Below are 17,344 nucleotides of genomic sequence, written 5' to 3' on the forward strand. Positions count from 1 at the left end.
CTGCGGGCCGTAACGTATCCATCCATGGGAGCATGCTTCCTTGTGTGATGAGGTTTAAGCGATCCAGCAAAACATGAACCCAAGGTGTCTCAATACCACTGGAGGGTCAATTGAGCTGATTCGCCAGATCCTGTAAGAAAACTCTTCGAATCAGGGCGCGTTGATCGGACGAGCCGTCCTGCGCTTCTAAAATAATGAGGTGTACTGGGCTTTTTCGCTCGAATGAGCGGTCCCATGCCTGAACCTTCCAATGACGGAGACCACGATGAGCAAAGGCAAGGCGCTGTTGATTTTGCATGGCAAGCAAGCGCTCAACGAAGAGGTTCGCTCGGCCGTGATGCTCAAGCGCGAGCAGGGCTGGGACTTGGCGGTACGGTTGACCTGGGAAGCCGGTGATGCCCAGCGCTGGGTCGATGAAGCGCTGGCTGCCGGATATACGCGACTGATCGCTGGCGGCGGTGATGGGACCTTGCGTGATATCGCCGAAGCGATCGCCCGCAAGTCCAGCGATGCCAGCCTGGTCCTGTTGCCGCTGGGCACGGCCAACGATTTCGCCCGGGCGGCCGGTGTGCCGCTGGAACCTGCGCAAGCCATGGATTTATTGGACGTTGCGCCGCGGGCCGTTGACGTGGGCGAAGTCGGCGGGCGGATTTTCCTGAACATGGCCACCGGTGGTTTCGGCAGCCAGGTGACGGCGAACACCTCCGAGGACCTCAAGAAGGTCCTGGGCGGCGCTGCCTATCTGTTCACGGGCCTGTCGCGATTCAGTGAGCTCAGTGCCGCCTATGGTGAGTTGCAGGGGCCCGATTTCCACTGGCAGGGCGATTTGCTCGCGCTGGGCATCGGTAATGGCCGGCAGGCGGGGGGAGGCCATGTGCTGTGCCCGGAGGCGTTGGCGGATGATGGATTGCTGGACATCAGCATCCTGCCGGCACCCCAGGAAGTGGTCAGCACCTTGAAGGACTTGCTCGCGGGCGGCCTGGGCATCGACAACATGTTTGTCCGCGCGCGCTTGCCCTGGGTGGAGATCAAGGTCGCGCAAGGCCTGGACATCAATCTCGATGGCGAGCCGTTGCAGGTCGATACCCTGCGCTTCACTGTCCGCCCAAAGGTGTTGCGGCTGCACCTGCCGTCCGATTCGCCGCTGTTGGGCGGCGCGACGGCGCTCAATCGTCCAGGCTGATGATTTGCTCGCGCACCGCGAACAGCACAAGGCCGGCCACGTCATGGATCTGTAGGCGCTTCATGATTTGCGCCCGGTGGGTTTCCACGGTCTTGATGCTCAGGTTCAGGCCGTTGGCGATTTCCCGGGTGGACTTGCCGCGCACGATCAGCCGCAGGATCTCCAACTGGCGTGCGGTCAGGTTATGGGTCTGGGCTGGGTCCGGCTGATGTTTCTGGACACGGGTCAGCGCCTGGTTGATCACGGTATGGGCGATGGCCGGGCTCAGGTAGCGTTCGTTGTTGCGCAGCGCCTCCAGGGCGTGTTTCAGCTCAGTGGCGGTGGTGTCCTTGAGCAGATAGCCATGGGCTCCGTATTCCAGCGCCTGCATGATCAGCGCCGGATCCGTATGCATCGACAGGATGAGCACCTTGCTGTGGGGGCGCACCCGCTTGAGCTGCTGCAAGGCGTCCAGGCCACTGGTGTCCTTCATGGAAATGTCCAGCAGCACGATGTCGGGGTTCAGTCGCTCCACCAACTCCACCAAATGCGTGCCGTCATTGGCTTCGCCGATCACGGCGTAACCTGGGATATCCATGACCAGGGCTCGTACGCCGGCCCTGATCAGGGAGTGGTCATCTACCAGAAGCAAATTACAAATCAAAGGAGAACCTTATTCTTACTGGCTCGTTCCAGGGCACGCGGCGCCCAGGGAAAGCGTGCTTCGATGTGCGTGCCTTTGCCGGCCTCGCTAATGACCTTGAGGGTGCCGCCTAATTGTTCGACCCGCTCCGACATGCCGGCCATGCCCCGTTGACCTTCACGAGCGGGGTGGCTGGCGGGCGCAAAACCCAGGCCATCGTCGCTGATCAGCAGGGTCAGGCCGTCGGGCAAGCGTTGCAGGCGTACCAGCAGATTTGTCGCCCGGGCATGGCGCAAGATATTGGTGACCGCTTCCTGGGTGATCCGGAACACCGCCACCGACATCTCCTCCGGGATGCCCGTCATGCGCTGCTGGCAATCGAGGCTCCACTTCACCGGGACGTTGGCCAGGGTCTTGAGCAGATGTGCCCGCAGACTGGCTTCAAGCCCGAGACTGGTCAGTTCCCGCGGATTGAGGATCGCCGATACATCACGGACCTTGTTGAGGGTTTCGTCCAGGGTCTCGCACAGGAGTGCGCACTGGTCTTGCAATTCTTCCGGCATCCGCCGCTTGAGCCATTCGCCTTGCAGTTTCGCCGCGGTCAGCAACTGGCCAATGTCGTCGTGCAATTCACGGCTGAGCCGATGGCGCTCATTCTCCTGGACCTCCAGCAGCCGGTCGGCCAGCTCCTGGGGCTGGAACTTGATGGATTTGCGCGACAATCGATGGTGGATCCAGACACAGCTCAAGGCCGCGACGTTCAGGGCCAGCAGGCCCAGCGGCACCGTGTGGGCGTACAGGTAGGCCAGCAGGCAGCCGAGGGTCGAGCAGATGCACAGTAGTAATGTGAAGCGACGGGCGTTATCTCGGGACGGAGGCCAGGTGATAAATGACTTGAGGCTGGCGTGCATAGCGGATGGAGCCAATGAATGTTCGCTGCGGGCAGGCCGGTCAGCGCATCTGACAGGCCGGGTCGGGTAAACGTATCAGGTCGGAGACGGCTTCGGTCGACGGCTTTTATGGCGCTGTCTTGAAGTGGCTGACGCAGGAGATAGTACCACTTCGCCTATCGCGGGTCGCGCTCGGCATGGTGCCCTGAACACGCTAAAGCGCAGGCTAATTGCCATCAGATCAGGCTTGTTTCTGGGGGTAGGACACCAACGCCAACGGACGTGACGCGGCCAATGCCTCGCCGGGACTTTGGCCTACCTGGAAAGCGAATGCCTCGATCAAGGAGGTCTGCTCGCTGCTGTCCAGGCCCAACTGGCCGGTGGTGTGATCGACCAGCTCCAATTGCCAGGCCATCAGGGTGAAGCAATCCTTCAAGGCTTCCAGGGCCTGATCATGTAATTCCATGTTTTGCGCGTGGCTGAGCAAACCATGGATATGCATGGAAAACTCCGAAACGGCTTCCAGCGCCAGGGCATTGGCTTTGTTCGACAGCTTCAGCAAGGTGCTGAGCATGCAATCGATGGCGTCCTTGTCGTTGTTGATCAATTGCAGATGGCTCAGGCATTCCTCCGACTTGGCCAGCAGCGTCTCGGCCTCGATCAGAAATTCGGGAAGACGTTGATTCCAGTTTCTACGATCGTTCGGCATGCTTATCTCCACAACATCATGTCAGGCGAAAGGAAACCGCGTATGGCGAACGGCTGGATCTCAAGGACGACCGCGGACGGACGCGCGACGACACGCCCGAGCCGTTGCGCGAAGGCGAGTTCGCAAACGATTGCACGGATGGGATCGGCCGAAAGGCAGCAGGTCCGATGTCCTGTGGTCGCGCACAAAAGCCTGACTCCGTTCAGCAATGAGAATGGCGTCACATTAATGGCTATTGGAAAGCGGGAATATCAGGTTGGACCTGATTGTACCTAGGGGAATCCCTTAGGCAGCGGAACTTAGTGCGCAAACAGGAGTCGCGCAGCGGGAAAAACGGAGAATGAGATCGTGAAGCCAGTAAAACATGATGTTAATGTGATATCAATTCCCCGCGCTGTATTTTATCTGGGGTCAAGATTCGGCTCGTGCCGCCGATAGCTGTTTTATTGGATTCATCCGAACAAGCCCAGGAGTCATCGATGGCCGGCATTCTCGACACAGTAGATCAACGAACCCAACTGGTGGGTGAGAATCGCCTGGAAATTCTCATGTTTCGCCTGGCGGGTCGACAGCTGTTCGCCATTAACGTGTTCAAGGTCCAGGAAGTCCTGCAACTGCCGAAGCTGACGTTGATGCCGCAACGTCACCCGTTCGTGTGCGGTGTGGTCAATCTGCGTGGCCAGACGCTGCCGGTGATCGACTTGTCCCAGGCCATTGGCATGCGCCCGTTGGTGCCGGGCGCCAACAGCACCATTATCGTGACCGAATACAACCGTTCGGTGCAGGCATTCCTGGTGGGCGGCGTCGACCGCATCGTCAACATGAACTGGGAAGCCATCCTGCCGCCGCCGACCAGTGCTGGCCGCGAGCACTACCTGACGGCCATCAGCAAGGTGGACGATCAGTTGGTGGAAATCATCGACGTGGAGAAAGTCCTGGCCGAAATCGTGCCGTACAACGCCAAGGTCTCCCGGGACAAACTCGAAGATCCGGTGCTGGAACGTGCCCGCGGCCGCGAAGTGTTGCTGGTGGACGACTCCAATGTGGCGCTCTCGCAACTGCGCGACACCTTGGGTCAACTGGGCGTGAAAATGCACATTGCCAGCGACGGCCTGAAGGCGCTGAACATGCTCAAGGCCTGGGCCGATACCGGCGAGGTCATGACCGATAAATTGCTGATGATCTTCACCGACGCGGAAATGCCTGAAATGGACGGCTACCGCCTGACCACCGAAATCCGTAACGACCCGCGTTTGCGCGGGCTCTATGTCGTACTGCACACCTCGCTGTCGGGCAGCTTCAACGACTCGATGGTCAAGAAGGTTGGCTGCGACAATTTCCTCTCCAAATTCCAGCCGGACAAGCTGGTCGACGTCGTGCGCCAGCGGTTGATGCTCGACTGAAACCGATGGTGGTTTGCTTCAATGGCCGGCTCGTATAAGGTGGCTTTTTTTGCCCCCGGGGAAGTTGAGCATGTTGCGGCTGAGCGCGCTGTATCGGTATCCGTTGAAGTCCGGCAAGGGCCAGCCCTTGTCGGAAATCGGCCTGGACAAGCTCGGGCTGGACGGCGATCGGCGCTGGATGCTGGTGGACGAGGGCACGGGGCGATTCCTGACCCAGCGCGCCGTGGCGAAGATGAGCCAGCTTTCGGCCTTGTGGAACGAGGCGGGGGGCCTGACGCTCAGTGCGCCCGGCCATGGCGCCATCGACGTGTCGTTGCCATCTACCCAGGAAGAGCAGCGGCGCGGTGTGATCATCTGGCGTGACACCTTGCGTGTGCCGGATGCCGGTGACGAGGCCGCGGCCTGGGTCAGTGAATTCATCGGCAACCCTACGCGGCTGGTGCATGTGCCGGTGGAGCTGGCGCGCACCACCGCAGCCGGTTATGGCAAGGACGACGACAAGGTCGCCTTTGCCGATGGTTTCCCCTTGTTGCTGATTGGCCAGGCCTCGTTGCAGGACCTGTCGAGTCGGGTCGGTCGTTCGCTGGAAATGTTGCGCTTTCGTCCCAACCTGGTGGTCGAGGGCAGCGAAGCGTTTGCCGAGGACGGGTGGAAGCGTATTCGTATCGGCGAGGTGGAGTTCCGGCTGGTCAAGCCCTGCTCGCGGTGCATCATGACCACGGTCGATCCGCAAACCGGCGAGCGCGATCCGAATCGCGAACCCTTTGCCACGCTGCAGCAATACCGTTCGACACCGGACGGCGCGATGTTCGGCCAGAACCTGGTCAACGACAGCAACGGTCGGCTTGAAGTCGGCATGCCGGTTGAGGTGCTTGAGTAAAAAGCGCCGTGAATAAAAATGTGTGGCGAGGGAGCTTGCTCCCGCTGGGCTGCGAAGCAGCCCCTAGAACTGCCACCTCGGCGTGTCAGGCCGATTGTGCTAAGCCTTTTGGGACTGCTGCGCAGTCCAGCGGGAGCAAGCTCCCTCGCCACAGGTTGTGGTCGAATCAGCCGCGGTACTCACACAGGTACGCAGTGTCGACAGCCACTTTGAGCTGGAACTTGCTGTTGGCCGGTACATTGAACTGGCTGCCGGCCTCGAAGGTTTCCCAGTCGGTGCTGTCGGGCAGCTTCACGGTCAGGGCACCGGAGACGACGTGCATGATTTCCCGTTGGGCCGTGCCGAACTCATATTCGCCCGGAGCCATGACGCCGATGGTCGCTGGGCCTTCGGCAGTGCCAAAAGCGATCGACTTGACGGTGCCGTCGAAGTACTCGTTGACTTTGAACATGGGCGATTCCTCGAAAAAGGGGCTGAAAAAGGCCGGCCAGTATGCACAAGGCTGCAACATTCGTCATCTGCCGCGCCGGGTGGCGGGCACCGCTCAACCCGGCAGCACCAAGGGCAACAACCGCGCGGTATTGCGGGCATCTTCCAGGGCTCGGTGCTGTTGACCGCAGAATTGCAGGCCAGCCAGTTGCAGTGCGCCATTGAGCCCCAGCGGTCGTTCCAGCCGACGGGCCTTGGCGAAGCGTTGCTTGAGGTTCATGTGCGGCACTTGGCCGAGGACACTGTGTAACCGCTGTTGCTGCCATTCCTGCAGCAGTTGCTTGCGGTCGTAGTCGCCCCAACTGACCCAGCTTTCCAGCTTCGGATGATACGGCGCCAGCCAGCGCTCGAACGCCGGCCAGACTTCGGTCAAGGGCTCGGCGCTGTCGATATTGGCCTGGGTAATATGGGTCAGTTCACGACAGAAAGGCGTGAGCAGCGGGCGTCTCAGGGGCCGCACGAAGCGCTGGAAATGATCCACTTCGCGGCCGTCACGATTCACCAGCGTGGCGCCGATTTCGATAATTTCCATTTCGGTTACCGGCCAGCCACCCTCATCGGTGGTGGCCTCCAGATCAATCACCAGCCAGTGAGGCATCGCAGGGTTCCCGGTATCGGCGTGCTGATGGGTTTGAGCGTAGTCAAACCCCGGGCATCCGACTAGTGGGCTGTTTCGACACGCAACAAAACCTGACGGTTTTTCACTTGGTCACCCCGCTTGACCTGCAATTGCCTGACCACGCCGTCGACGCCGGCCATGAGTGGATGCTCCATTTTCATCGCTTCGAGCACCATCAGCAGTTGGCCCTGGCGCACCGGGCTGCCTTCGCTGACCAGCAACTCGACAATGGCGCCGTCCATGGGCGCCTTGAGCGTTCCGTCGCTGGCGGTGGCCTTGGCGGTGACCGGAGCCAGGGTCCGGTCTTGCAGGTGCAGGCTGCCGGGGCGGGTGGACAGCCAGAGGTCGTGGCCATCGAGGCGCCAGGCATGGCGCTGGCGAATCCCATCGATCATCAGCGACGCGCCATTGGCGTCAACGTCGAGCAGCCTCAGTTCGACCAGGCGTTCGGCACTGCGGATGTTCAAGGTCCCGTCGATTTTGGCCTCAAGGGCCAGCGTCCAGTCGTGTTCACCGAAGCCAATCCTATAATGCCGCGCCGTGCCGACGCTGTTGCGCCACCCGCCCAGGCCGGGGGCATGCCGTGCCTGCGAGGCCTGATAAAACGCTGCCGTGGCGATGGCCAGTTGCTCGGTCGAGGGCTCAATGGGCAGTAGTGCGGGATGATTGGCAAAGTGCTGACCGATGAAACCGGTACCGAAGTCGCCGTCGATGAAGCGCGGATGTGCCAGCAACCCGGCGAGCAAGCGCTGGTTGCTCTGGACGCCCAGCAGCACGCAATCTTCCACCGCCCGGAGCAATTTGCGCCGGGCGTCTTCGCGGGTGGCGCCATGGGCGATGAGTTTGCCCAACATCGAATCGTAGAACGGTGTGATGGCCTGGCCTGGCAGCAGGCCATGGTCGATTCGCACGCCGTCCTGTATCGGCGGCGCCCAGCCGATCAACCGCCCGGTCTGGGGCAGGAAATCCGCCGCCGGGTCCTCGGCGTACAAGCGCACCTGCAGGGCATGGCCGCTGAGCGTCACCTGGTCCTGGCGCAGGGGCAGCGGCCTGCCGGCGGCGACGTCCAATTGCCAGGCGACCAGATCCAGGCCGGTGATCGACTCGGTGACCGGGTGTTCGACTTGCAGGCGCGTATTCATCTCCAGGAAGTAAAACCGACCGTCCGCCGCGAGCAGGAATTCAACGGTCCCGGCTCCGACGTAGTTCACTGCACGCCCCGCTTCAAGCGCCGCCTCGCCCATGGCCCGGCGCAGGTCGGCGGTCATGACCGGGCAGGGCGCCTCTTCGATGATTTTCTGGTGGCGCCGCTGAATCGAGCAGTCCCGTTCCCCCAGGTGGATCAGTTGACCGTGATGGTCGCCGAAGATCTGCACTTCCACATGCCGTGGATCGATCAACGCCTGTTCGAGGATCAACTCATCGCTGCCAAAACCGTGCAAGGCTTCCGAGCGTGCGCTGCGCAATTGCTCCAGCATGTCTTCGGCGCGCTGGACCAGGCGCATGCCACGACCGCCGCCACCGGCGCTGGCCTTGATCATCAGCGGGTAGCCGATACGCTCGGCTTCGCGTTGCAGTGTGTCGTCGTCCTGGGCCGCGCCCTGGTAACCGGCGATGCAGGGAACACCGGCTGCGAGCATGGCGATTTTCGCGCGGCGCTTGCTGCCCATCAGGTCGATGGCTTGGGGGCTGGGGCCGATGAAAACCATGCCGGCTTCTTCGCAGGCTTGAGCGAACCCGGCATTTTCCGAAAGAAAGCCGTAGCCGGGGTGGATCGCGTCGGCGCCGCTGCGCCGGGCTGCGTCGAGCATGGCCAAGGGATTGAGGTAGGACTGTTGCACCGGGGCCGGGCCGATCAGCACGGCTTCATCGGCCATGCGCACGTGCAGCGCATCGGCGTCGGCCTCGCTGAACACCGCTACCGTGCGGTAGCCCAGGGCCTGGGCGGTGCGCTGGATGCGACAGGCGATTTCGCCGCGGTTGGCGATGAGGATTTTGCTGAAGGTGGGCATGGGTCATTCCTGGGTTTTTGCGCTGTCTGTTCGGGCCCTTTCGCGAGCAAGCCCGCTCCCACAGTTGACCGAGATCATCAGGTAGTCCCAGTTCAATGTGGGAGCGGGCTTGCTCGCGAAGCTTTTCAAACTCCACAACCGAGCGGACAGGGCACTCACTTGTCCTTCCCCGGCAAAATCCCCATGAGCTTGCAGATGATGCCCAGCATGATCTCGTCCGCACCGGCGCCGATGGACACCAGCCGTACGTCGCGATAGGCCCGGGCGACGGGGTTGTCCCACATGAAACCCATGCCGCCCCAATATTGCAGGCAACTGTCGGTGGTTTCCCGGGCCAGGCGCCCGGCCTTGAGCTTGGCCATGGACGCCAGCCGCGTGACGTCCTGGCCGTTGATGTACTGCTCGGTGGCCTGGTAGACCAGCGCCCGCAGGCATTCGATCTCGCTGGCCAGTTCCGCCAGGCGAAAGTGGATCACCTGGTTGTCGATCAGGGCCGTGCCGAAGGTCTTGCGTTCCTTGCAGTACGCGATGGTGCTGTCGACGCACTGTTCCAGGCCCTTGAGCATGTTGGCCGCGCCGAACAGGCGTTCTTCCTGGAATTGCAGCATCTGCATCATGAAGCCGGCGCCTTCCTGGCCAATGCGGTTGCGTTGTGGCACGCGCACGTCGTCGAAAAACACCTGGGCGGTTTCGGAGCTGCGCATGCCGAGTTTGTCCAGGTGCTGGCCGAGGCTGATGCCGGGGCTGTCCATCGGCACCATGATCAGCGATTTGTTGACGTGGGGCTTGTCGTCCGAAGTGTTGGCCAGCAGGCAAATGAAATCGGCGCTCGGCGCATTGGTGATCCACATCTTGCTGCCGTTGATGACGTAGTCGTCGCCATCCTTGCGCGCGGTGGTCTTGAGCCCGGCGACGTCGGAACCGGCGCCGACTTCCGAGACGCCGATGCAGCCCACCTGTTCACCGCGAATGGCCGGGCGCAGGAATGCGTCACGCAACTCATCGGAGCCGAACCGGGCCAGGGCCGGGGTGCACATGTCGGTCTGCACGCCAATGGACATCGGCACACCGCCGCAATGAATGGTGCCGAATTCCTCGGCCGCGACGATCGAATAGCTGTAGTCCAGGCCCATGCCGCCGAATGCCGTCGGCTTGGAAATGCCCAGCAGGCCCAGCTCGCCAGCCTTGCGGAAAATCGCGTGGATGGGGAAACGTCCAGCGCGCTCCCATTCGTCGACGTAGGGGTTGATGTCGCGGTCGACAAATTGGCGAACGGTGCGCCGCAGTGCTTCATGTTCTTGGGTGAAGATCATTCTTATTGTTCTCCTGGAGTCAGCGCTCAGAAACGGGCCACGCCAAAGCTGTTGGCTTGCAATGGCCGCTGTTCGGCCTCGTGACAGATGTCCAGCAGGTAGCCCAGCAATGTGCGGGTGTCACGCGGGTCGATGAGCCCGTCGTCCCACAGGCTGGCGCTGCCGTAGAGGGCGGTGGATTGGCTGTCGAGTTTCTGCGCGGTGGTGTGCTCGAGCAGGTCCAGCATCTTCGGGTCGGGACTCAGGCCGTTCTTGAGTTGCGTGGCCTCGGTGATCATCCGCAGGACCTTGCCGGCCTGGACGCCGCCCATCACGGCGGTGTGGCTGTTGGGCCAGGCGAAGATGAAGCGCGGATCAAGCCCGCGGCCGCACATGGCGTAGTTGCCGGCGCCGTAGGAGCCGCCTACGACCACGGTCAGCTTGGGCACCCGGGCATTGGCCACGGCCTGGATCATCTTGGCGCCGTGCTTGATCACCCCTTGTCGCTCGGACTCGATGCCGACCATGAACCCGGTGGTGTTGTGCAAGAACAGCAATGGTGTGCGGCTCTGGTCGCACAGTTGGATGAACTGCGCGGCCTTGCTGGCGCCCTGGGGCGTGATTGGTCCGTTGTTGCCGATCAGGCCACAGGCATGGCCGCGAATGTGCAGGTGGCCGCAAATCGTCTGGACGTCGAATTCGCTTTTGAAAGCCAGGAAGTTCGAGCCGTCGGCGATGCGGGCGATGATTTCCCGCACGTCATAGGGCTTCTTCGGGTCGTCGGGCACCAGGCCCAATAATTCGTCGGCGGGGTAGAGCGGCTCGGTCCAGGTTCGTTCGGGTTGTGGCGGCAGTTGTGCGTTCCAGGGCAGCAGGCTGAGGATTTCCCGGGCCAGGCGTACGCCGTCGGCGTCGTTCTCGGCCAGGTATTCGGCGGTGCCGGCCACCTGCGCGTGCATCAGCGCACCACCCAGTTCCTCCTCGCTGGCCACTTCGCCGGTCGCCGCCTTGAGCAACGGCGGCCCGGCGAGGAACAACCGCGCCTTATCGCGCACCACCACCACGTAGTCCGACAAACCCGGCTGATAGGCCCCGCCGGCCGTGGCCGAGCCATGCACCACGGTGATCTGCGGCAGGCCCATGGCCGACATACGTGCCTGATTGGCGAAGCAGCGCGCGCCTTCGACGAAAATCTGCGCGGCGTAATTGAGATTGGCGCCGCCACTTTCGGCCAGGGTGATGACCGGCAGTTTGTTTTCCATGGCGATCTGTTGCAGGCGCAGGGTCTTGAGCAAGCCGCTGGGGGAAATCGTGCCGCCCTTGATCGCGCTGTTGTTGACCACCACCAGCACCCGCGTCCCGGACACGTAGCCGATCCCGGCGATCAGGCCGCCGCCGGCCTGGCTGCCATCCTTGTCGTCATGGAGTTTGTAGCCGGCCAGGCTCGCCAGCTCAAGAAATGGCGCGCCGGGATCCAGCAGCAGGTTCAGGCGTTGGCGCGGCAACAGTTGGCCGCGCCGCTCGAATTTGCCCTGGGCCTGGGCCGCTTTCTCCACCACGGCCTGTTCGAGCTGGCGCAGTTGTTCGACGCCGGCCCGCATCGCCGTGTAATGGCGTGCGAAGTCAGCGCTGTGGGGATCCAGGTGCGATTCGATGACCGGCATGCAGCCTCCTCGTGTTGGAACGGATTAGCCGAACCCCTGTGGCGAGGGAGCTTGCTCCCGCTGGGTTGCGCAGCGACCCCGGCTTTTTTGCGATTGCTGCGCAATCGAGCGGGAGCAAGCTCCCTCGCCACAGGTTTCACAGGTGCTGCGGATCGTTCATTTGCCATGGCGACCGTCCTTAGCCGACCTGATCGGCAACGTGTTGCGGCACCGGTATCTGGATCTCCAGCAATTGCTGGGCGAACGCCTTGCCCTGGGGGTCGATGCGCAGGCTGGCGACACCGCCGCCACCGAGGGCGTTTTCCAGCAGGAAATTCAAACTATGGGTGCCCGGCAGGTACCAGCGTTCGACCCGGCCCAACCGCGGGTCGAGCACGTGGCTCATCCAGTCGACCATCGCCTCCGGCGTCAGCGCTTCGGCGATCCAGGGCAGGTATTCGGGCTCGCGGGCAATCACGCCAATGTTGCTGTGGTTGCCCTTGTCGCCAGAGCGCGCCACCGCCAGTTTGATCAGCGGCACGCTGGCGTCGGCCCGGCCCTGGGGCTTGGGCAGGTCCGGGGCGACCGGCAGGCCGGTGATGTCCAGCGGTTCGAGGGCGGGCAGGGGGCACGGGTGGCGCTGGCCGTCAAACTCGATGTCGAGCCGGCAAGTGGCTTTGTCGATCAGGAACGAGAACAGGCGAATCAACGGCGACACCGTCGGCCGGCCACCGACCAGGCCGGTCAGTCCCGGTGCCATGCCGGTGGCGGCTTGGGCGATTTCCCTGGAAAACAGCACCAACGGTTGTTTGTCCGGGTGTCGTACCGCCAGTTTGATGACCACCTCACGGCTGTCCCGGCGCTGGCCGTGTGGGCCGTAAGTGGCTTCGCTGCCCAGCAGTTCGATGTTCACTTCGCTGAAGGGCGCCCAGCCACGCTGGCGCAATAGCTGCGAGGTCTTGGCGAGGAGCGCCTGGCTGACCCGTTCAGCCTTGGCCACGGCATCGATGCCGGCGATCAGGCACGTGGCGGTGCAGCGCCAGCCGTCCAACCAGGTGGCGCAGACCTTGTACCGGTCGCTGGGCGGCAGGCCCTTGGCCCCGTGGACACGCACGGCGTGCTTGCCCTGCTGGGTCAACCTGACGTGGCTGAAATCACAGATCACGTCCGGCAGCAGGTAGCCCTGCGGGTCGCCGATTTCGTAGAGCAACTGCTCGCCGACGGTCAGCGGCGTGACCAGTCCACCGCTGCCTTCGGGCTTGGTGACGATAAATTGGCCGTCGGCGCTGGCTTCGACGATGGGGAAGCCAATGTGCTCGAAATCCGGCACTTGCTGCCAGTCGGTGAAATTGCCGCCGGTGCACTGGGCGCCGCACTCGATGAGATGCCCCGCCAACGCGGCCTGGGCCAATCTGTCGTAATCGTCCCAGGCCCAGCCGAACTCATGCACCAGGGCGGCGCTGACCACGGCGCTGTCCACCACCCGCCCGGTGATCACTACATCGGCGCCCAGGCGCAACGCTTCGACGATACCGGGCGCGCCGAGGTAGGCATTGATGGACACGCACGCGGGCGGCAGGGGCTCGCCGCTGGACATCTCGCGGATGCCTTGGGCGGCGAGCCGTTCGCCTTGCGGTTGCAGGTCATCGCCCAGCAGCACGGCGATTTTCAGTGGTACGCCGGCCTGATCGCAGGCAGCTTGCAAGGCCCTCGCGCAGGCCTGGGGATTGACTCCGCCGGCGTTGCTGATGACGCGGATCCGGTCGTCATGCAATCGCTTGAGCAGCGGGGCGAGGAGCTCGATGAAGTCCGTGGCATAGCCGCTCGACGGGTCCTTCAAGCGCGCTCCGGCCATGATCGACATCGTCACCTCGGCCAGATAGTCGAATACCAGGTAATCCAGCTTCCCGCCCTCGACCAGTTGCGCCGACGCGGTGCAGGTATCGCCCCAAAAGGCACTGGCGCAACCGATACGGATCGTTTTTGGCATGGCGTTCCCTCCGGCAAAGGTGGCTTGAGACTACCAAGCAAGCGCTTGGTTTGTAAATGCTGCCTCTGACTTGGGGCCGAGCGCTTGCTTGGTTGCCTCGCTCGGCTTAAATTGCCCGCGCCACCGATGGTTTGACGGGCAATGGCGGCGCGTTGGTTGATCGACTGTAGGAGAGAATGGGTGGACGAGCAAAAAGCCTTGGACGTGATGCGTGAGCTGGTCGACAGCGGGCAACTGACCGACCCGGACAGTGCTCGCGGCAAACTGCTCCAGACCGCCGCCCACCTGTTTCGCAACAAGGGCTTCGAGCGCACCACGGTGCGCGACCTGGCCAGTGCCGTGGGCATCCAGTCGGGCAGCATCTTTCACCATTTCAAGAGCAAGGATGAAATCCTGCGGGCGGTGATGGAAGAAACCATCCGCTACAACACGGCGCTGATGCGCGCCGCCCTGGCCGAGGCCGACAGCGTACGCGGGCGGGTGCTGGCGCTGATCCGCTGCGAATTGCAATCGATCATGGGCGGCACGGGCGAGGCCATGGCCGTGCTGGTCTACGAATGGCGTTCGCTTTCGGATGACGGACAGCGGCAGGTACTGGCCCTGCGTGACATTTATGAAGACTTGTGGCTGGAGGTTCTGGGCCAAGCCAAGGAGGCCGGGTATATTCGCGGGGACGTGTCCATTACTCGACGGTTCCTCACGGGGGCGTTGTCCTGGACCACCACCTGGTTTCGCGCCGAAGGCAACTTGAGTCTCGATGAACTGGCCGAGCAGGCCCTGATCCTGGTGCTTGAAGAAAAATAATAATCGAACGGTGCTTTGAAGGGCCGTGTGGCTGGCTAAGCGGCTGAAACCGCCTAGCTTGATTGTAGTGACGGGACTTTTGGGGAGTGGGTTATCTTGACGTTTTCGCCGATGGGGATGACCTCGCGTGTGCTACTGGCTGCTTTGGCCGCTTTCCTGGCGTTGCCGATCGAGGCGGCGCAACAGGTGCGGATCGGCGCGGCGCATTTTCCGCCCTATACCGTTCGTCCCGAGAACGGCGCCGACACCGGCCTGCTGCCGCAGATGGTGGAGGCTCTGAACCAGTCGCAAAGCGACTATCAATTCGTACTGGTGCCGACGTCGATCCCGCGCCGCTTCAATGATTTCAAGCAAGGCCGGGTCGACATGGCGATTTTCGAGAACCCCGAATGGGGTTGGCAGGATGTGCCACACACTGCCGTGGACATGGGCCTGGAGGATGCGGAGGTCTTCGTCGCCCAGCGCCAGCCGGATCGCCAGCAAAGTTATTTCGCCGACCTCAGGGGCAAGCGCCTGGCGTTGTTCAGCGGTTACCACTACGCCTTTGCCGAATTCAACGCCGACCCCAAGTTCCTCGCCGGCCAATACAACGCCACGCTGACGTATTCCCATGACAGCAACCTGCTGATGGTGTTGCGCGGGCGGGCGGATATCGCCCTGGTGACCCGTTCGTACCTCAACGATTACGTGTTGCGCAACCCGGAAGTCGGCCCGCAATTGCTGGTGTCCGAACGCATCGATCAGGTTTACCACCATTACGCGTTGCTCCGCCCGCAAGCGCCCATTTCCAGTGAAGCGTTCGCACAGTTGCTGCAAAAGCTGCGAGACAACGGTCAACTGCTGAAGATTTTCCAGCCGTACCAGATCCAGCTGGTGCCCACGCATTCCCATTGACGGTGACACTAAATTTCCCTTCCCGGCTCACGTCCCACGTTGACTACCGACGAATACGCGAGCCGCTCTTATGTCCAACCTCAACCAGCCGACGACGCTGCCCTTGCCCGGTGGTCGTCGCCTCGGCGCCGATGAAACCGAACGCCACCTGAGCCTGATGCTCGAGGGCGCGCCGCTGATCCGGCTGCGCCTGGTGCGCGGTCCCGAGTTGCATGTGCATTTACAGGAAATCAACGACCGTCCGATGGGCCCGGCGTTGTGGGCGGCCTGCTATTGGCTGTTCGCCCGCGATCCCGAGTGTCAGCGCCTGACCTGGCACCTCGACGAGCGCCCTGGTGAAGCCTTGCTCAGCGGTTTACTGACGGGCACCGAACGTGCCGGTGAATACCGCTGCGAGCGCACACTGTTCTGGCAATTGCCGCAGCCGTGGCTGGGGGAGTCGTTCAGCGGCAGTTACCCGCAACAGATGGTCATCACCGATGGTCGTCGCCATCCACGCCGGCCGACGAAACCGCGCGGCGAGGTGTACCGGCGTTTCGATGCGCGGCTGGGGGCCTGGGTGTCCTTGCGCACCCTGGAAGTCGAGCAGGACCTGGAACGTTTCAACCGCTGGCAGAACAGCCCGCGGGTGGCGAGTTTCTGGCAGGAAGAGGGCAGCCTGGAACAGCATCGCGAGTACCTGGGCAAGCTGCAGGCCGATCCGCGGGTCTTGACCCTGATCGGTTGCTTCGATGATCAGCCGTTCGCTTACTTCGAAGCCTATTGGGCCAAGGAAGATCGGATCGCGCCGTTCTATGAGGCCGACCACTATGACCGCGGCATCCATATGCTGGTGGGCGAAGAGCAGCACCGCGGGCCGCACAAGGTGGCGAGCTGGCTATCGGCGCTGGTGCACTACCTGTTCCTGGACGACCCGCGCACCCAGCGCGTGGTCGCCGAGCCCCGGGCCGACAATGCGCGGATGATCGGGCACTTGCATAACCAGTGCTTTCATTGCGAGAAGGAATTCGATTTTCCCCACAAGCGCGCGGCGCTGATGATCCTGGGACGTGAGCGGTTCTTTGATCGGTGTGGGTTGATGTGAGGTTTGGCGACAGGTGAACTTCTGTGGGAGCGGGCTTGCTCGCGAATGGGGCCTGACAGTCGACATCAATGGTGACTGGTCCGCCCCTTTCGCGAGCAAGCCCGCTCCCACAGGTGCCTCGGTGAACCAGTAAGCATTACCGCCGGGCGAAGGTATCCCCGCGAACCCCCGACACCTTGCGGCAATGCACCAGCGCGTCGCGGATCATGAAGTTCACCAGGGTCGGCGAGACGCCCAGTTCCTTGGCGATGTCCTTCTGCGGCACGCCGTGCAGCCGGTACATCTCGAAGGCATAGCGGGTGCGGCTGGGCAGTTCGGTCAGCGCGTCGGCGATGTGCTCCAACGTGGAGAAGTTGATATGGGAGGTTTCTGGCGAAGCACCTTGGATCACCACGTTCAGCCCTTCCTCTTCCGGCCCCGAGTATCGCTGTTCCAGCGCCTGCTTGCGGTAGTGGTCGATCGCCAGGTTGCGCACGATCTGAAACAGATAACTGAGCTGCGCCTTGAACGAGGAGGTGATTTGTGGCGCCGATTGCAGCCGGAAAAAAGCGTCCTGCACCACATCTTCCGCGCGGGACCGACAGCCGGTAATGCGCGCCGCGATCTTGACCAGGATCAGTCGGTTATCGACGAACGCCTGGAGTAACGGTGAGTCGCACCTGCTTGTGGATACTTGTTCCGTCATGGAATTCACCTTGCTGCAAAAAGTTAGCGGGACGTCCGGATGCCGGACCCGTCCTACACATCGAGCGCCAAATTAGGCTTAATGATAATGATTGTCAATTGAGAAGAAGAATTATTGATGCAATAAAATCCAGCCTCGGCACCGC

General features: G+C 62.3%; 16 protein-coding genes. 6 read left to right on the top strand and 10 right to left on the bottom strand.

Translation table 11 applies throughout. The features are described from left to right. Positions 1–265 precede the first annotated feature (265 nt). Positions 266–1,183 (top strand): lipid kinase YegS, encoded by a 918-nt coding sequence (gene yegS / locus HU715_RS03845; protein ID WP_186705330.1) that lies wholly within the window; start codon positions 266–268, stop codon positions 1,181–1,183. Here yegS and HU715_RS03850 read toward each other — a convergent pair. The 3 genes from HU715_RS03850 to HU715_RS03860 form a co-directional block, all read right to left on the bottom strand. Next, a complete protein-coding gene (locus HU715_RS03850; RefSeq protein WP_186705329.1) occupies positions 1,167–1,826 on the bottom strand; it encodes a response regulator in 660 nt (219 codons plus the stop codon). The two genes, yegS and HU715_RS03850, sit on opposite strands and share 17 nt — an antisense overlap. Next, positions 1,823–2,716 (bottom strand): sensor histidine kinase, encoded by an 894-nt coding sequence (locus HU715_RS03855; protein ID WP_186705376.1) that lies wholly within the window; start codon positions 2,714–2,716, stop codon positions 1,823–1,825. The genes HU715_RS03850 and HU715_RS03855 overlap by 4 nt, the downstream gene beginning before the upstream one ends. A 220-nt stretch (positions 2,717–2,936) precedes the next feature. Then, positions 2,937–3,404, bottom strand: coding sequence for a hypothetical protein (locus HU715_RS03860; RefSeq protein ID WP_186705328.1), 468 nt, complete (start codon positions 3,402–3,404; stop codon positions 2,937–2,939). Positions 3,405–3,883: 479 nt separating this feature from the next. On the opposite strand from HU715_RS03860, the gene HU715_RS03865 reads away from it, so the two are divergent. Next, positions 3,884–4,807, top strand: coding sequence for a chemotaxis protein CheV (locus tag HU715_RS03865; RefSeq protein WP_053120553.1), 924 nt, complete (start codon positions 3,884–3,886; stop codon positions 4,805–4,807). A gap of 70 nt (positions 4,808–4,877) precedes the next feature. Then, positions 4,878–5,687 (top strand): MOSC domain-containing protein, encoded by an 810-nt coding sequence (locus tag HU715_RS03870; RefSeq protein ID WP_186705327.1) that lies wholly within the window; start codon positions 4,878–4,880, stop codon positions 5,685–5,687. A 166-nt stretch (positions 5,688–5,853) separates the two neighbouring features. On the opposite strand, the gene ppnP is transcribed toward HU715_RS03870, so the two are convergent. The 6 genes from ppnP to HU715_RS03900 form a co-directional block, all read right to left on the bottom strand. After that, positions 5,854–6,138, bottom strand: coding sequence for a pyrimidine/purine nucleoside phosphorylase (gene ppnP / locus HU715_RS03875; RefSeq protein WP_014337306.1), 285 nt, complete (start codon positions 6,136–6,138; stop codon positions 5,854–5,856). Between the two features lie 93 nt (positions 6,139–6,231). Beyond that, a complete protein-coding gene (locus HU715_RS03880; RefSeq protein WP_186705326.1) occupies positions 6,232–6,774 on the bottom strand; it encodes a 3'-5' exonuclease in 543 nt (180 codons plus the stop codon). A gap of 62 nt (positions 6,775–6,836) precedes the next feature. Beyond that, positions 6,837–8,807, bottom strand: coding sequence for an acetyl/propionyl/methylcrotonyl-CoA carboxylase subunit alpha (locus HU715_RS03885; protein ID WP_186705325.1), 1,971 nt, complete (start codon positions 8,805–8,807; stop codon positions 6,837–6,839). A 155-nt stretch (positions 8,808–8,962) separates the two neighbouring features. Then, positions 8,963–10,120, bottom strand: coding sequence for a citronellyl-CoA dehydrogenase (gene atuD, locus HU715_RS03890; protein WP_186705324.1), 1,158 nt, complete (start codon positions 10,118–10,120; stop codon positions 8,963–8,965). A 26-nt stretch (positions 10,121–10,146) separates the two neighbouring features. After that, a complete protein-coding gene (atuC, locus tag HU715_RS03895; RefSeq protein ID WP_186705323.1) occupies positions 10,147–11,763 on the bottom strand; it encodes a geranyl-CoA carboxylase subunit beta in 1,617 nt (538 codons plus the stop codon). 178 nt (positions 11,764–11,941) lie between these two features. Continuing rightward, positions 11,942–13,732, bottom strand: a complete 1,791-nt coding sequence (locus HU715_RS03900; protein WP_186705322.1) for an acyclic terpene utilization AtuA family protein — start codon at positions 13,730–13,732, stop codon at positions 11,942–11,944. Positions 13,733–13,912: 180 nt separating this feature from the next. Between HU715_RS03900 and HU715_RS03905 the strand changes: the two genes are divergently transcribed. From HU715_RS03905 to HU715_RS03915, 3 genes are all read left to right on the top strand, one after another. Then, positions 13,913–14,536, top strand: a complete 624-nt coding sequence (locus HU715_RS03905; RefSeq protein ID WP_186705321.1) for a TetR-type transcription factor C-terminal domain-containing protein — start codon at positions 13,913–13,915, stop codon at positions 14,534–14,536. Positions 14,537–14,653: 117 nt separating this feature from the next. Then, the gene (locus HU715_RS03910) at positions 14,654–15,430 is read left to right on the top strand and encodes a substrate-binding periplasmic protein (RefSeq protein WP_186705375.1); all 777 of its coding nucleotides are present in this window, start codon (positions 14,654–14,656) and stop codon (positions 15,428–15,430) included. 70 nt (positions 15,431–15,500) lie between these two features. Beyond that, the gene (locus tag HU715_RS03915; protein ID WP_186705320.1) at positions 15,501–16,514 is read left to right on the top strand and encodes a GNAT family N-acetyltransferase; all 1,014 of its coding nucleotides are present in this window, start codon (positions 15,501–15,503) and stop codon (positions 16,512–16,514) included. Between the two features lie 136 nt (positions 16,515–16,650). Here HU715_RS03915 and HU715_RS03920 read toward each other — a convergent pair whose 3' ends face one another. Then, entirely contained in the window at positions 16,651–17,199 is a 549-nt protein-coding gene (locus tag HU715_RS03920; protein WP_092327046.1) for an RNA polymerase factor sigma-70, read from the bottom strand. Between the last annotated feature and the right edge of the window lie 145 nt (positions 17,200–17,344).

Origin of the sequence: Pseudomonas zanjanensis, from assembly GCF_014268745.2 — a bacterium.
Lineage (GTDB): Bacteria > Pseudomonadota > Gammaproteobacteria > Pseudomonadales > Pseudomonadaceae > Aquipseudomonas > Aquipseudomonas zanjanensis.

Excerpts from the sequence above, each read along its gene's own strand:
- atuD (WP_186705324.1), bottom strand. The coding sequence starts at position 10,120 with ATGATCTTCACCCAAGAACATGAAGCACTGCGGCGCACCGTTCGCCAA.
- HU715_RS03860 (WP_186705328.1), bottom strand. The coding sequence starts at position 3,404 with ATGCCGAACGATCGTAGAAACTGGAATCAACGTCTTCCCGAATTTCTG.
- atuC (WP_186705323.1), bottom strand. The coding sequence starts at position 11,763 with ATGCCGGTCATCGAATCGCACCTGGATCCCCACAGCGCTGACTTCGCA.
- HU715_RS03870 (WP_186705327.1), top strand. The coding sequence starts at position 4,878 with ATGTTGCGGCTGAGCGCGCTGTATCGGTATCCGTTGAAGTCCGGCAAG.
- HU715_RS03915 (WP_186705320.1), top strand. The coding sequence starts at position 15,501 with ATGTCCAACCTCAACCAGCCGACGACGCTGCCCTTGCCCGGTGGTCGT.
- HU715_RS03920 (WP_092327046.1), bottom strand. The coding sequence starts at position 17,199 with ATGACGGAACAAGTATCCACAAGCAGGTGCGACTCACCGTTACTCCAG.
- HU715_RS03910 (WP_186705375.1), top strand. The coding sequence starts at position 14,654 with ATGACCTCGCGTGTGCTACTGGCTGCTTTGGCCGCTTTCCTGGCGTTG.
- HU715_RS03900 (WP_186705322.1), bottom strand. The coding sequence starts at position 13,732 with ATGCCAAAAACGATCCGTATCGGTTGCGCCAGTGCCTTTTGGGGCGAT.
- ppnP (WP_014337306.1), bottom strand. The coding sequence starts at position 6,138 with ATGTTCAAAGTCAACGAGTACTTCGACGGCACCGTCAAGTCGATCGCT.
- HU715_RS03880 (WP_186705326.1), bottom strand. The coding sequence starts at position 6,774 with ATGCCTCACTGGCTGGTGATTGATCTGGAGGCCACCACCGATGAGGGT.
- HU715_RS03855 (WP_186705376.1), bottom strand. The coding sequence starts at position 2,716 with ATGCACGCCAGCCTCAAGTCATTTATCACCTGGCCTCCGTCCCGAGAT.
- yegS (WP_186705330.1), top strand. The coding sequence starts at position 266 with ATGAGCAAAGGCAAGGCGCTGTTGATTTTGCATGGCAAGCAAGCGCTC.
- HU715_RS03865 (WP_053120553.1), top strand. The coding sequence starts at position 3,884 with ATGGCCGGCATTCTCGACACAGTAGATCAACGAACCCAACTGGTGGGT.
- HU715_RS03885 (WP_186705325.1), bottom strand. The coding sequence starts at position 8,807 with ATGCCCACCTTCAGCAAAATCCTCATCGCCAACCGCGGCGAAATCGCC.